The sequence below is a fragment of the Serratia sp. K-E0102 genome, from assembly GCF_029962625.1.
Classification (GTDB): Bacteria; Pseudomonadota; Gammaproteobacteria; order Enterobacterales; family Enterobacteriaceae; genus Serratia; species Serratia sarumanii.
The window spans coordinates 1,972,285-1,986,556 of the sequence record NZ_CP124754.1; the positions used below are offsets into that span (position 1 = coordinate 1,972,285).

Genomic DNA, 14,272 nt, shown 5'->3' on the forward strand with positions numbered 1-14,272 from the left:
GATGTACATCAATTTTGGTATGACCAAATAACCTCACATGTTATTCTGGCCTCAGAGAGTCGATTTATTTTAAGCGAACCCTATGTATTCTAAGGATATTATTTATTTACCCTGGAATAACAAATGGTTCACATTTAGGGGGTTATTTTGACAACGCCAAAGAAGAAAATCGTTATTGTTGGCGGCGGCGCCGGTGGCTTGGAGCTGGCGACCAGCCTGGGCCATAAACTTGGCCGCAAGAACAAAGCGGAGATCACGCTGGTGGATCGCAACCACAGCCATTTGTGGAAACCGCTGTTGCACGAAGTGGCGACCGGTTCCCTCGATGACGGCGTGGATGCGCTCAGCTACCTGGCGCACGCGCGCAACCACCATTTCAGCTTCCAACTGGGGTCGTTGACCAACATCAACCGCGAAACGCAAACGCTGCAGCTGGCGCAGATCTGCGACGAGCAGGGCGGTGAGCTGGTGCCGGCGCGCGAATTGCCGTACGACATTCTGGTGATGGCGCTGGGCAGCACCTCGAACGATTTCGGTACGCCGGGCGTGAAAGAGCACTGCATCTTCCTGGATAACCCGCATCAGGCGCGTCGCTTCCACAACGAAATGCTCAACCTGTTCCTGAAGTTCTCGGCGCAGCCGGGGCAAAAAGAGCGGGTCAACATCGCCATCGTCGGCGGCGGCGCCACCGGCGTTGAGCTGTCCGCCGAACTGCACAACGCGGTGAAGCAGCTGCACAGCTACGGTTTCGAAGGCCTGGACAACAGCGCGTTGAACGTGACGCTGGTGGAGGCCGGCGAGCGCATTCTGCCGGCGCTGCCGCCGCGCATTTCCGCTGCGGCGCACCAGGAGCTGATTAAACTGGGCGTGCGCGTGCTGACCAACACCATGGTGACCAGCGCGGACGCCAAAGGCCTGAACACCAAGGGCGGCGAGTTCATCGACGCCGATCTGATGGTGTGGGCAGCCGGCATCAAGGCGCCGGACTTCATGAAGGATATCGGCGGCCTGGAAACCAACCGCATCAATCAGCTGGTGGTGGAGCCGACGCTGCAGACCACGCGCGATCCGAACATCTTCGCCATCGGCGACTGCGCCTCCTGCCCGAAAGAGGGCGGCGGTTTCGTGCCGCCGCGCGCCCAGTCGGCGCACCAGATGGCCTCGCGCTGCGCCACCAATATTCTGGCGCTGATGAACGGCCAGACGCTGAAGCCATACGTGTATAAAGACCACGGCTCGCTGGTGTCGCTGTCGCGCTTCAGCACCGTCGGCAGCCTGATGGGCAACCTGATGCGCGGCTCGATGATGGTGGAAGGGCGCATCGCGCGCTTCGTCTACATCTCGCTGTACCGCATGCACCAGGTGGCGTTGCACGGTTACATCAAAACCGGCCTGATGATGCTGGTGGGCGGCATCAACCGGGTGATCCGCCCACGTCTGAAAATGCACTGATCCCGCCTTTGTCGACCAACCCGCGCCGGTTCGCCCGCGCGGGTTTTTTTATGGCGGCGCGAGGCGATCGGCGGTGGTTGCTTGATTCTTCAGCATAAGCTGTCGTCGGTATGGGTAAAATTCTTAAGATTCTTCCTAAACAGCGGAAAAACGGCCGTTTTCCCGCATTTTTGGTCCCCTTGTCTTATTGCGGGGCTTAAGATCATTGTGCAGACTTTACCTCGTTTACAGACGGCGCGTCGCGCACGCCGTAAACCGGGATACCGCAAGCCGCCCACGCGCAAAATAATAAGCGCGGTGCCATGCCGGTAACAGACCCCGGAAAAAATGCGTGGTAACACTTTCAGGAGGTTTCCTGTGAACAAGTCAATGTTAGCCGGTGTTGGGATTGGTATCGCTGCCGCTCTGGGGATTGCCGCGGTAGCCAGCCTGGACGTCTTTTCTGCCGGTCCGCAATATGCGCAGGTGCTCGCCGCAACGCCGATTAAAGAAACCATCAAAACGCCGCGTCAGGAATGCCGCAACGTCACCGTTACGCACCGTGCGCCGGTGCAGGATGAAAACCGCATCGCCGGTTCTGTGCTGGGCGCAGTGGCGGGCGGCGTGATCGGCCACCAGTTCGGCGGCGGCCGCGGGCGCGACGTGGCGACCGTGGTCGGCGCGCTGGGCGGCGGCTATGCCGGTAACCAGGTGCAAGGGGCGATGCAGAATAATGACGTCACCACCAGCGTGCAGCAGCGTTGCAAAACGGTCTATGACAAGTCTCAGAAAATGCTGGGCTATGACGTGACCTACAAGATCGGCAATCAGCAGGGCAAGATCCGCATGGATCACGATCCGGGCACGCAAATCCCGTTGGATAAAAATGGCCAGCTGGTGCTGAACAGAGCCTGATCGCCACATTCGAATTAAGCCCGCGGGCAGTGTTAGTTCTGATCGTTTAACCCGGTTAAGCGAGCGGCGTTAACATTGACGCGGGTTTCTGTTTTCTGCCCGCCCAACAATTTGCGATCGTTCTAATGTCTGCGTGCGATATCACTGGGCAAAACTTCAAAAAAGCCCCCGCGTTTGTTATATTATTGTGCAATTAAGCGGTGTTATCGGCGCCAATCGCCACACCGGCCAAACCTGAGTATTTCGTCTCGCAGAGATAACGACATGTTAGATTTTCGCTTTCCGACAGCGTTGCAAATGGTCCTTAGCGTCGCCGTAGCTGAGAAGCAGGGAATGCGTTCGACGAGCGCCACCCTTGCCGCCGCTCTGGAAGCCAACCCCAGCTTTATCCGCAAACTGATGGTGCCGCTGACCAAAGACGGCATCATCGTTTCCACCCTGGGCCGCAACGGCTCTATCCACCTCGGCCGCCCGGCGGAAGAGATCACCCTGCGGGACATCTATCTGGCGGTGATCGACGACAAGCGCATCTGGGCTTCCCGTCCTGAAGTGCCGGCCCGTTGCCTGGTGAGCGCCAACGCCTGCTGGTATTTCAAATCGGTGGTGAACGAAGCCGAACAGGCTTCGCTTGCGGTGCTGGCGCGCCATACCGTGGCCGATTCGCTGGCCGAACTGGAGCGGGGCGACAAGCGCGCCTGCGCGGAGTACGCCGCCGCGCAAGAGGCTGAAACCGCAGACAAATAATCGCGGTTCGCATGCATAAAAAAAGGTCGGGCAATGCCCGACCTTTTTGCATTTTAACGCCGCGTTCAGACGGTCTGCGGCTGCGCTTTGCGCGCCACCAGGCGCCGCAGCGTGACGTAGAACACCGGCGTCAGGAACAGCCCGAACAGGGTGACCCCCAACATGCCGGAGAACACCGTGATGCCGGTGACGCCGCGCACCTCGGCGCCGGCGCCGTGGCCGAGGATCAGCGGGATGGTGCCGGCGATGAAGGCGATGGAGGTCATCACGATCGGCCGCAACCGCAGGCGACAGGCCTCCAGCGCCGCCTCGACGATGCCTTTGCCCTGCATTTCCAGCTCGCGGGCGAACTCGACGATCAGAATGGCGTTCTTGCAGGCCAGCCCCATCAGAACGACCAACCCGACCTGCACGAACACGTTGTTGTCGCCGCCGGTCAGCCACACGCCGAACAGCGCCGACAGCATGGTCATCGGCACGATCAGGATCACCGCCAGCGGCAGCGTCCAGCTTTCGTACAGCGCCGCCAGCGCGAGGAACGCCAGCAGCACCGCCACCGGGAACACCACCAGCGCGGCGTTGCCCTGGGTCGATTGTTGGTAGCTCAGATCGGTCCACTGGATGTTCATGCCGTTCGGCAACAGCTTGCCGGCCATCTGCGTCAGCGCGCCCATCGCCTGGGTAGAAGAGAGCACGCGCGGATCGGCGTCGCCGATCAGATCCGCCGCCGGGAAGCCGTTATAGCGGATCACCGGATCCGGGCCGTAGGTGGTGCCGATGTTGACCATGCTGCCGATCGGCACCATTTCACCCTTGTCGTTGCGGGTGCGCAGGTTGGCGATGTCCTCTACGCTGTCGCGGAACTGGCCGTCGGCCTGCGCCATCACCTTCCAGGTGCGGCCATAGCGGTTGAAGTCGTTGATATAAGACGAACCGAGGTAGGTCTGCAGCGTGCTGAACAGCGCATTGAGCGGCACCCCCTGCGCCTTGGCCTTGTCGCGATCGATTTTGGCGTCCAGCTGCGGCACGTTGGCCTGATATGAGGAGATCGGGAACCCCATGCCCGGCGTTTGCATAATGGCGCCGGACATGGTGTTGATCGCCGTCTGCAGCGCGCCGTAACCCAGCCCGGCGCGATCCTGCACGTACAGCGAATAGCCGGAGCCCTGGCCGATGCCGAGGATCGGCGGCGGCATGATTGAGAAGGCGAAGCCTTCCTGGATCTGTGAAATGCGCGCGTTGATCTCGGCGTTGATCTGCGCCGCGGTGCGGGTACGGGTGCTCAACGACTCCAGCGCGAAGAACACCGTGCCGGTATTCGGCGTATTGGTGAACTGCAGGGCGTTCAGGCCGGGGAAGGCCACCGCATCGGTGACGCCGTCCACGCTCAGGCCGATGGCGCTCATCTTGCGGATCACCGCATCGGTGCGTTCCAGCGAGGCGCCTTCCGGCATTTTCACGCCGCCGATCAGGTACAGCTTGTCCTGCGTCGGGATAAAGCCGCCGGGCACGGTCTTGAACATCACCCCGGCGGCGGCCAGCAGCAGCAGGTAGACGACGAACACCGCGCCGCGCCGGCCCAGCACGCGGGAGACGCCGCGCTGGTAGCGTTGCGAACTGCTGGCGAAGAAGCGGTTGAACGGCCGGAACAGCCAGCCGAACAGCCGGTCGATCAGGCGCGACGGCAGATCTTTCGGCGCGCCGTGCGGTTTGAGCAAGCGCGCCGCCAGCGCTGGCGACAGAGTCAGCGAGTTGATGGCGGAGATCACCGTCGAGATGGCGATGGTGACGGCGAACTGCTTATAGAACTGCCCGGTAACGCCGGAGAGGAACGCCATCGGTACGAACACCGCACACAGCACCACGGCGATGGCGATGATCGGGCCGGAAACCTCGCGCATCGCCTGGTGCGCCGCCGCCAGCGGCGACAGCCCCTCTTCGATATTACGCTCGACGTTTTCCACCACCACGATGGCGTCATCCACCACGATGCCGATCGCCAGCACCAGCCCGAACAGGCTGAGGGTATTGAGCGAGAAGCCCAGCAGATACAGCGCGGCGAAGGTGCCGACCACGGAGATCGGGACCGCCAACAGCGGAATGATCGAGGCGCGCCAGGTCTGCAGGAACAGTATGACCACCAGCACCACCAGGATCACCGCTTCCAGCAGGGTATCCACCACCGCGCGGATCGAATCGCGCACGAACACCGTCGGATCGTAAGGCGATTTCCAGCTCATGCCGTCCGGGAAGCGGGTCGCCAGCTCGGCCATCTTGCCGCGCACCGCGTCCGACAGCTCGATGGCGTTGGCGCCCGGCGACTGGAAGATACCGATACCGACCGCATCCTTGTTATTGAGCTGGGCGCGCAGCGCGTAGCTGCCGGAGCCCATTTCGATGCGCGCCACGTCGCGCAGCCGCACGATCTCGCCGTTGTCGCCGCTCTTGAGGATGATGTTGCCGAACTCTTCTTCGGTTTGCAGGCGACCCTGGGCATTGATCGACAGCAGATAGTCGCTGCGCGTCGGCATCGGCTCCGCGCCGAGCTGGCCGGCGGAGACCTGCACGTTTTGCTCCTGCATGGCGCTCACCACGTCGGAGGCGGTCAGCCCACGCGCGGCGACCTTGTTCGGATCGAGCCAGATGCGCATCGCATACTCACCGGCGCCGAAGATCTGCACCTGGCCGACGCCCGGCAGGCGGGCCAGCTCATCCTTGACCTTCAGGGTGGCGTAGTTGCGCAGGTACAGCGAATCGTACTTGCCGGAAGGCGAGACCAGATGCACCACCAGCGTCAGCGCCGGGGACTGTTTCTGGGTGGTGATGCCCTGGCGGCGCACGTCTTCCGGGAGGCGCGCTTCGGCCTGCGCCACGCGGTTTTGCACCTGCACCTGGGCCTGATCGGGATCGGTGCCGGGGCGGAAGGTGACGGTGGTCACCAGCACGCCGTCGGAACCGGCGACCGATTTCATGTACATCATGTTTTCGACGCCGTTGATCGCTTCTTCCAGCGGCGTGGCCACCGTTTCAGCGATCTCTTTCGGGTTGGCGCCCGGGTATTCTGCGCGCACCTGCACGCTGGGCGGCACTACGTCCGGGTACTCGCTGATCGGCAGCAGCGGGATGGCTATCACCCCGGCGACAAAAATCAGTATCGACAGCACCGCGGCAAAGATCGGTCGGTCGATGAAAAAGCGGGAAAAGTCCATGGGTCAGAAGTCTCTGCTGGGAGCTTAGTTAAGTGCGGAGGCGACAGGGTTCATGGCGACGGTTTTCGCGTCGACCGGCATGCCCGGCATAAACACTTTCTGCATGCCGTCGACGATCACCCGATCGCCGTTTGCCAACCCTTTCTGCACGATGCGCAATCCTTCGGCCATGCGGCCCACGTCGATGTCGCGGCGCTGCGCCTTGCCGTCTTTATCGACGATGTAAACGAACTTGCGGTTCTGGTCGGTCATCACCGCTTTATCGTCGATCAGCATGGCGTTGAACTCGGCGCTGCCGGGCATCTGTACCCGGGCGAACAGCCCCGGCGTGAAGCGGCGATCGCGGTTGTCGAGCAGGGCGCGCATGCGGATGGTGCCGGTTCCGGCGTTCAGCTGGTTATCGGTAAAATCCACCAGCCCCTGATGCGGGGTGCCGTCTTCGCCTACCAGGCCGACCTTAACCGGCAGGCGCGCGTCGTGCCGGCCCTGCTGCTGATAGCGCAGGAAGGTGGCTTCATCCACATCGAAATAGACGTAGACCTTGTCGAGCGACACCAGCGTCGTCAGCACGCTGGCGCTGTCGCCGGCGGTGACCAGGTTGCCGGCGGTGATCATTGCGCGGCTGGCGCGCCCGTCAATCGGCGCGGTAACGCGGGTAAAGTCGAGATTCAGCTGCGCCATGTCGAGCTGGGCCTGCGCTGCCAGCACGTTGCTTTGCGCCTGCGCGGCGGACGACCGGCGCTGTTCCCAGACTTCCTGAGAGATGGCCTGAGTGCCGATCAGTTTCTCGGTGCGCGAGGATTCGCTGCGCGCCAGGGCGGCCTGGTTGCGAGCCCGCACCAGCTCGGCCTGCGCCTGTTCGCGTGCGGCGCGGTAGGTGCGATCGTCGATGGTGAACAGCACCTGGCCTTTTTTCACCTCGTCGCCTTCGGTGTAGTTGACCCGTTCGATGTAGCCGGAGACCCGGGGGCGCAGCTGCACGCTCTGCACCGCTTCGACCCGGCCGTTGAAGGCATCCCACTGGCTGATCGGTTTGACCACCACGCTGGCGGCGCTGACCACCGGCGGCGGTGGTGGGGCGTTGTGCGCGACGCTGTTGTCGCACCCGGCGAGCAGGGCGGCCAGCAGCGCCACCCCGGAGAGTCGCTGGCCCAGAGCGACGGCGCGCGTGCGGCCGCCGGCGTTGAACGATGAGTTTGGTTGATTTGCCATTATTTTTATTCCGATGAGTAAGTGCGGTCAGGCCCCATACCCGGCCCTGTTCTCCGGGATTCGCCCCGCGCCGGCGTGCGGTGAGGGGCCGGCTGCGCCATGCAGCGGCGCAACGTTAGGTTTTGAAACACATTGGTGTCACATTAATGTATCAATATCGGTTACATTAATTGGGTGGAGTATAGTGGCGGCTTTCCGGTAAATGCAATAATAAAAATTGCATTTAAAGCGAAACTGTTGCAACGTATGTGCATCGGGCAGAGGGGAACCCTGCCAAATGATGGGAGCATCAGCATGAACACTACGGGCTTTATTACCGATTTGAAGGCGTGGATCGACAACAATCTGGAAGAGAAACTGGATATCAACACCGTGGCGGATCGCGCGGGCTATTCCAAATGGCACCTGCAGCGCATGTTCAAACGCCAGACCGGCTACGCGCTGGGGGAGTATATCCGCATGCAAAAACTGAAAGTGTCGGCGGAGCGCCTGGCCAACAGCGGCGAGCCTATCGTCAGCGTGGCGATTTCGCTCGGCTTCGACTCACAGCAGTCGTTCAACCGCAGCTTCAAACGCCAGTTCGGCCAAACGCCGGGCGACTGGCGCCGCGCGTTGGCGCAGCCGGCGTCTATGGGGCGCACGCATCACTGAGCGGTTGGCGAGTGGGGATAAAAAAGCCTGAATTTGCGTTCGGGCTTTTTTGTCTATGTGGAAGGAGGGATAGATTCGCTGCGCTCACCCTGCGGGCCGCCGTTGGCGGTCCAAAACGCAGGCGTTTTGTCGAACCCAGTCGAGGGTTCTCACCCTCCCGGCCGGTGCGCTATGCATACGAAGAAGCCTGAACGTGAGTTCAGGCTTCTTCGTAGAATATGGCGGTGAGGGAGGGATAGATTCGCTGCGCTCACCCTGCGGGCCGCCGTTGGCGGTCCAAAACGCAGGCGTTTTGTCGAACCCAGTCGAGGGTTCTCACCCTCCCGGCCGGTGCGCTATGCATACAAAAAAGCCTGAACGTGAGTTCAGGCTTCTTCGTAGAATATGGCGGTGAGGGAGGGATAGATTCGCTGCGCTCACCCTGCGGGCCGCCGTTGGCGGTCCAAAACGCAGGCGTTTTGTCGAACCCTGTCGAGGGTTCTCACCCTCCCGGTCGGTGCGCTATGCATACAAAAAAGCCTGAACGTGAGTTCAGGCTTCTTCGTAGAATATGGCGGTGAGGGAGGGATAGATTCGCTGCGCTCACCCTGCGGGCCGCCGTTGGCGGTCCAAAACGCAGGCGTTTTGTCGAACCCTGTCGAGGGTTCTCACCCTCCCGGTCGGTGCGCTATGCATACAAAAAAGCCTGAACGTGAGCTCAGGCTTCTTCGTAGAATATGGCGGTGAGGGAGGGATTCGAACCCTCGATACACTTTCGCGTATACACACTTTCCAGGCGTGCTCCTTCAGCCACTCGGACACCTCACCATATTTTTTTGTTGCGAAATCATCGCTGCAACGGGGCGCTACTATAGGGAGTGGGGCCGATCCGGTCAAGAATAATTTCAGTGTTTTTGTTCGTCCGCTCAAGCCGTGCGCACTTTGCTGAAAACTGCGGCGAACGGCAGGGCAGATGTCATGAATAGGCGAGAAAATCAGCGGTAAGGTTCGTGGATAACCGGCGGAAATGAGAATCGCGGTCACAGAGCGGGGGGAGATGCGCAGTGCCCCCCTCTCGGCGGTGCGCCATGCAAATAAAAAAGCCTGGACGCGAATCCAGGCTTTCTCTTTGAATTTGGCGGTGAGAGAGGGCTTGATTCGCTGCGCTCACCCTGCGGGCCGCCGTTGGCGGTCCAAAACGCAGGCGTTTTGTCGAACCCTGTCGAGGCTTCTCGCCCCTCTCGGCGGTGCGCCATGCAAAAAAAAGCCTGGACGCGAATCCAGGCTTTCTCTTTAAATTTGGCGGTGAGAGAGGGCTTGATTCGCTGCGCTCACCCTGCGGGCCGCCGTTGGCGGTCCAAAACGCAGGCGTTTTGTCGAACCCTGTCGAGGCTTCTCGCCCCTCTCGGCGGTGCGCCATGCAAAAAAAAGCCTGGACGCGAATCCAGGCTTTCTCTTTAAATTTGGCGGTGAGAGAGGGGTTCGAACCCTCGATACACTTTCGCGTATACACACTTTCCAGGCGTGCTCCTTCAGCCACTCAGACACCTCACCGTTTTGTTGTCGAAAACGCTTTGCGCTGTCGACGGGCGCTAATGTAGGAGAATCTGATCTCAGCGTCAACCCTCTTATTTCATTCTCATGACTGTTTAGCCAAACTTGCAGCAATTTGCTGATTTACCGAACGATATTCCCACTCGCGGCCGCCAGCGGGCAGGGCAGGCAGCGGTAAGAATCCATGAAAGACGATCGCTTGAACTTTTTCTGTACAGATAGCTCAATATATCGCCATTGAGGTTGGGTTGTTTGCTGTTATATGCATTAATACTGGATTATTAGTCAGATGTGTCGCTAAATGGAATCATGTCGGCGCGGCGTTTTTGGCAAGGAACATCACGTCGCCGCGCAGATTGCCGGGTGACAGGCCGGCGATATCGCAGACAGGGACAGACTCATTACATAATAATGCAGTAGAGGTTCGTTGTGACTCCTTCAGATGCCATACCGGCGCCGCAAGCGCGCCATGCCATTCCCCCCGGTGCGGGGGCGCTGTTCTTCATCCAGATCTTCGCCACGCTGGGCTTCGCCGTGCTTTACTCTACGCTGGTGCTGTACGCCACCAAGCGATTGGGCTTCAACGAAAGCAGCGCCAACGCCATGATGGGCGTGTTCGGCGCCTTCAACTATGGCCTGCACATGTTCGGCGGCTACCTCGGCGGCCGTTTCCTCAGCAACCGCAATCTGTTCGTGCTCGGCATGGTGCTGCAGGTGATCGGCTGCGCGCTGATTGCCGTCGCGGGCGTGTGGGGGCTGTACTGGGGGCTGGCGATGTTCCTGACCGGCAGCGGCCTCAACGTTACCTGCATCAATATGATGCTCACCCAGCGTTTCAAGCCGGACGATGACCGGCGCGAATCGGCGTTCCTGTGGAACTACGCCGGCATGAACCTCGGGTTCTTCGTCGGCTTTACCGTCGCCGGGTATTTCCAACTGACGGAAAACTACCGCGCGCTGTTCCTGTTCGCCACGCTGGGCAACGCCGCGGCGATCGTCGTCGCCGTCTGCCGCTGGCGCATTCTGGCGGATCTCAATACCCCGCTGCGCGACGCCAGCCGCAGCCAATACCGTTGGCGCATGCTGGTCGGGCTGGCGGTACTGGTGGCGCTGGTGCCGATCATCCGCGTGATGCTGACCCACGCCGAGTTCAGCGGCCACTTCGTGATCGTGCTCGGCGCGCTGATCTTCCTGATGCTGTGCGTGGTGACGCTGCGCCACCATCCGCGCGATGAGCGCCGCAGAATGGCGGCCTATCTGATCCTGGCGCTGGGCTCGCTGGTGTTCTGGGCGCTGTACCAGCTGGCGCCGATGGGGCTGATGCTGTTCTCCGAGCACAACATCAACCTGAACGTTTACGGCATCCAAGTGGCGCCGCAGTGGATCCAGAACATCAACACGCTGGTGATCGTGGTGGGCGGCCCGCTGCTGGCCTGGTGGTTCAACCGCTTGCGCGCTCGCGGTTGCAACATCGACATTCCGCTGCAGTTCTCCGGATCGCTGTTCTGTATCGGGCTCGGCATGCTGGTGCTGCCGCTGGGCATCAGCATGGCGGGCGGCGATGGGCTGGTGGCGTTTAAATGGATCGTCATCAGCTATGTGCTGCAAAGCGTCGGTGAATTGATGATCTCGCCGATCGGTTACGCCATGATTGGCAAGCTGGCGCCGCCGCGCTATCAGGGCGTGATGATGGGCTGCTGGATGATGGTGACCGGCGTCGCCTCGGTGCTGGCGGGCTACGTCTCCGGCCTGATGCCGGAAAACAGCGGCAGCACGCCGCTGCAGACCAACCCCGGCTACAGCGAAATCTTCAGCGCGCTGGGTTGGGGGGCGACGGGCGTCGGCGTGGCGATGCTGATTCTCATTCCGCTGCTGCGGCGCCTTATCCGGCGCGACGGCCCGTCCGCCGCCTGATTCGCTAACATGCACAACAGCCCCACTGGTCGGGGCTGTTTTTATTTTGGGCTTTAACGCTTGCATCCGGCGGCGAATCGCGGAAGGCTGGAGGTAAACCAATAAAAACAAACGGGAGCCCGCAGTATGAACATCATTTATTACCACCCCTTGTTTAACGCCCAGGAATGGCTGGCCGGCATCAAGCAACGCCTGCCGCAGGCCGAGATCCGCGAGTGGCAGCGCGGCGACGAACGGCCGGCCGATTACGCGCTGGTGTGGCGCCCGCCGCACGAGATGCTGGCCAACCGCCGCGATCTGAAAGCGGTGTTCGCCCTCGGCGCCGGCGTTGACGCGATCCTCGATCAGGAGCGCAAACACCCCGGCACGCTGCCTGCCGGCGTGCCGCTGCTGCGGCTGGAGGATACCGGCATGGCGCAGCAGATGCAGGAATATGCGCTGAGCTATGTGCTGCGCTATTTCCGCCGTTTCGACGAGTATCAGGCGCTGCAGCAGCGGCAGGAGTGGCAGCCGCTCGATCCGCACTCGCTGGATGATTTCACCATCGGCATCCTCGGCGCCGGCGTGCTGGGGCAGAGCGTGGCGCGCAAGCTGACCGAGTTTGGCTTCAGCGTGCGCTGCTGGAGCCGCAGCGCCAAGCAGATCGATGGCGTGCAAAGCTTCGCCGGAGAGGCGCAGCGCGCTGCCTTCCTCGACGGCGTCAAATTGCTGATCAACCTGCTGCCCAATACGCCGGAGACCGTCGGCATTCTCAACCGCGAGCTGTTCGCGCAGCTGAGTTCGGGTGCCTATCTCATCAACATCGCGCGCGGCGCGCATCTGGTAGAAGCCGATCTGCTGGCGGCGCTGGAGCAGGGGCAACTGGCCGCCGCCACGCTGGACGTGTTCGCCCGCGAGCCGCTGCCGCAGGATCACCCGTTCTGGCGTCATCCGCGTGTCACCATTACCCCGCATATTGCTGCCATCACGTTGCCGCAGCAGGCGATGGATCAGATCGCCGCCAACATCCGCGCGCTGGAGGCGGGGCATGCCCCGGCCGGCGTGGTCGACAGGCAACGGGGGTACTGATCCTTCTGCCGCCGTTCGGTAGCTGATAAGCTGTTATCGTCATCGCGCCTGCCCGTGCCTTTGCGGGCGGACCCTCTGGAAGGAGAAACAATGTACCCCGTTGATTTGCATATGCACACCGTCGCCAGCACCCACGCTTACAGCACGCTGCACGATTACATCGCCGAAGCCCAGCAGAAGGGCATCAAGCTGTTCGCCATCACCGATCACGGCCCGGATATGGCCGATGCGCCGCACTACTGGCACTTTATGAACATGCACGTGTGGCCGCGCCTGGTGAACGGCGTGGGCATCTTGCGCGGCATTGAAGCCAACATCAAAAACCTGCAGGGCGATATCGACTGCACCGGCCCGATGTTGACCGCCACCGACGTCATCATCGCCGGTTTCCATGAGCCGGTGTTTGCGCCGCAGGATAAAGCGTCCAATACTGAAGCGATGATCGCCGCGATGGCGCAGGGGGACGTGCATATCATCAGCCACCCCGGCAACCCGCGCTACCCGATCGACATTCCCGCCGTCGCGGCGGCGGCGGCCAAATACGAGGTGGCGCTGGAGCTGAATAACTCGTCGTTCACCCACTCCCGCAAGGGCAGCGAGGCCAACTGCCGGGCGATCGCCGCCGCGGTGCGCGATGCCGGCGGCTGGCTGGCGCTGGGCTCGGATTCGCACGTCGCCTTTTCGCTGGGTAACTTTGAGCACTGCGAGCGCATTATCGAAGAGGTGGGCTTCCCGCAGGCGCGTATTCTCAACGTCAGCCCGCGCCGGTTGCTGGACTTTCTCGAGCGGCGCGGCAAGCCGGCGATTGCGGAATTGGCCGATTTGTGACATCGTCCCGGCAAAATTTTCCGTATTGTATAAGGCATTATCATGAATGAGTTTTCCATTGTCTGCCGCGTGCTGGGTACGCTGTTCTACCGCCAGCCGCAGGATCCGCTGCTGGTGCCGCTGTTCGCGCTGATCAAAGAGGGCAAGCTGCAGCAGCACTGGCCGCTGGAGCAGGATGATCTGTTGAAGCGCCTGCAGCAGGGCTGCGACGTCAACCAGCTGGCGACCGATTTCAACGCGATGTTCGTCGGCAGCGAGTGCAGCGTGTCTCCGTTCCGCTCCGACTACGTCGAAGGCGCCAGCGAAGCGGACGTGCGCACCTTCCTGCAGCAGCGCGGCATGCCGCTGGCGGAGGCGCCGGCCGATCATTTCGGCCAGCTGCTGCTGGCAGCGTCTTGGCTGGAAGATCAATCGCAGGAAGATGAAGCGCAGGCGCAGATCGCCCTGTTCGACGAGTTCCTGCTGCCGTGGTGCGGCCGCTTCCTCGGCAAAGTGGAAGCCCACGCCACCACCGGTTTTTACCGTACACTGGCGCTGATGACCCGCGACGCCATCCAGGCGATGCGCGACGAGCTGGCGGAGTACGAGCAGGACGACGAAGCGGGCGACGAAGAAGCGTAACGCCGCAGCTTACCCAGGCGGGCCGCCCGGCCCGCTAAACACAGGTTTGCATCCCCCAGACGTAAATTGACAAAAAATCCCTTAATCTGGCGGTTTACCGTCGGCTCGGCCGCGCCTGCGCGCCGCGCTTTTTCACGCAAGGGGCA

General features: G+C 61.5%; 10 protein-coding genes, 2 tRNA genes and 3 other RNA genes. 8 read left to right on the plus strand and 7 right to left on the minus strand.

The window, feature by feature from the left end; all coding sequences use genetic code 11:
* Positions 1–147: 147 nt before the first annotated feature.
* The 3 genes from SSARUM2_RS09455 (at position 148) to SSARUM2_RS09465 (ending at position 3,090) form a co-directional block, all read left to right on the plus strand.
* On the plus strand, positions 148–1,452 hold the full coding sequence (locus tag SSARUM2_RS09455; RefSeq protein ID WP_004928794.1) for an NAD(P)/FAD-dependent oxidoreductase: 1,305 nt from the start codon (positions 148–150) through the stop codon (positions 1,450–1,452).
* Between the two features lie 357 nt (positions 1,453–1,809).
* Complete coding sequence (locus tag SSARUM2_RS09460) at positions 1,810–2,346, plus strand: glycine zipper 2TM domain-containing protein (RefSeq protein WP_004928798.1); 537 nt, start codon at positions 1,810–1,812, stop codon at positions 2,344–2,346.
* Positions 2,347–2,610: 264 nt separating this feature from the next.
* Positions 2,611–3,090 (plus strand): Rrf2 family transcriptional regulator, encoded by a 480-nt coding sequence (locus tag SSARUM2_RS09465; protein ID WP_025302433.1) that lies wholly within the window; start codon positions 2,611–2,613, stop codon positions 3,088–3,090.
* A 65-nt stretch (positions 3,091–3,155) separates the two neighbouring features.
* Here the strand turns inward: SSARUM2_RS09465 and sdeB are convergent, their stop codons facing one another.
* Both sdeB and sdeA read right to left on the minus strand, forming a co-directional pair.
* Complete coding sequence (gene sdeB / locus SSARUM2_RS09470; RefSeq protein WP_039566581.1) at positions 3,156–6,299, minus strand: multidrug efflux RND transporter permease subunit SdeB; 3,144 nt, start codon at positions 6,297–6,299, stop codon at positions 3,156–3,158.
* 24 nt (positions 6,300–6,323) lie between these two features.
* Positions 6,324–7,511, minus strand: coding sequence for a multidrug efflux RND transporter periplasmic adaptor subunit SdeA (gene sdeA / locus SSARUM2_RS09475; RefSeq protein ID WP_060453012.1), 1,188 nt, complete (start codon positions 7,509–7,511; stop codon positions 6,324–6,326).
* A 294-nt stretch (positions 7,512–7,805) separates the two neighbouring features.
* On the opposite strand from sdeA, the gene SSARUM2_RS09480 reads away from it, so the two are divergent.
* Complete coding sequence (locus SSARUM2_RS09480) at positions 7,806–8,162, plus strand: helix-turn-helix domain-containing protein (RefSeq protein WP_004928813.1); 357 nt, start codon at positions 7,806–7,808, stop codon at positions 8,160–8,162.
* 219 nt (positions 8,163–8,381) lie between these two features.
* Here the strand turns inward: SSARUM2_RS09480 and SSARUM2_RS09485 are convergent.
* The 5 genes from SSARUM2_RS09485 to SSARUM2_RS09505 all read right to left on the minus strand — a co-directional run bounded on the left by SSARUM2_RS09485 (position 8,382) and on the right by SSARUM2_RS09505 (position 9,695).
* Positions 8,382–8,501, minus strand: a non-coding RNA gene (locus tag SSARUM2_RS09485) — RtT sRNA.
* Between the two features lie 46 nt (positions 8,502–8,547).
* Positions 8,548–8,667, minus strand: a non-coding RNA gene (locus SSARUM2_RS09490) — RtT sRNA.
* A gap of 46 nt (positions 8,668–8,713) precedes the next feature.
* A non-coding RNA gene (locus SSARUM2_RS09495) (RtT sRNA) lies at positions 8,714–8,833 on the minus strand.
* Positions 8,834–8,879: 46 nt separating this feature from the next.
* Positions 8,880–8,969: transfer RNA gene (locus SSARUM2_RS09500), tRNA-Ser, on the minus strand.
* A 636-nt stretch (positions 8,970–9,605) separates the two neighbouring features.
* Positions 9,606–9,695 (minus strand) — tRNA-Ser (locus SSARUM2_RS09505).
* A gap of 447 nt (positions 9,696–10,142) precedes the next feature.
* On the opposite strand from SSARUM2_RS09505, the gene SSARUM2_RS09510 reads away from it, so the two are divergent.
* The 4 genes from SSARUM2_RS09510 (at position 10,143) to SSARUM2_RS09525 (ending at position 14,126) form a co-directional block, all read left to right on the plus strand.
* The gene (locus SSARUM2_RS09510; protein ID WP_039567114.1) at positions 10,143–11,609 is read left to right on the plus strand and encodes a peptide MFS transporter; all 1,467 of its coding nucleotides are present in this window, start codon (positions 10,143–10,145) and stop codon (positions 11,607–11,609) included.
* A gap of 126 nt (positions 11,610–11,735) precedes the next feature.
* A complete protein-coding gene (gene ghrA / locus SSARUM2_RS09515; protein WP_033646429.1) occupies positions 11,736–12,677 on the plus strand; it encodes a glyoxylate/hydroxypyruvate reductase GhrA in 942 nt (313 codons plus the stop codon).
* A 90-nt stretch (positions 12,678–12,767) separates the two neighbouring features.
* Complete coding sequence (locus SSARUM2_RS09520; protein WP_033638063.1) at positions 12,768–13,505, plus strand: phosphatase; 738 nt, start codon at positions 12,768–12,770, stop codon at positions 13,503–13,505.
* A gap of 42 nt (positions 13,506–13,547) precedes the next feature.
* A complete protein-coding gene (locus SSARUM2_RS09525) occupies positions 13,548–14,126 on the plus strand; it encodes a molecular chaperone (protein WP_033646428.1) in 579 nt (192 codons plus the stop codon).
* Positions 14,127–14,272 lie beyond the last annotated feature (146 nt).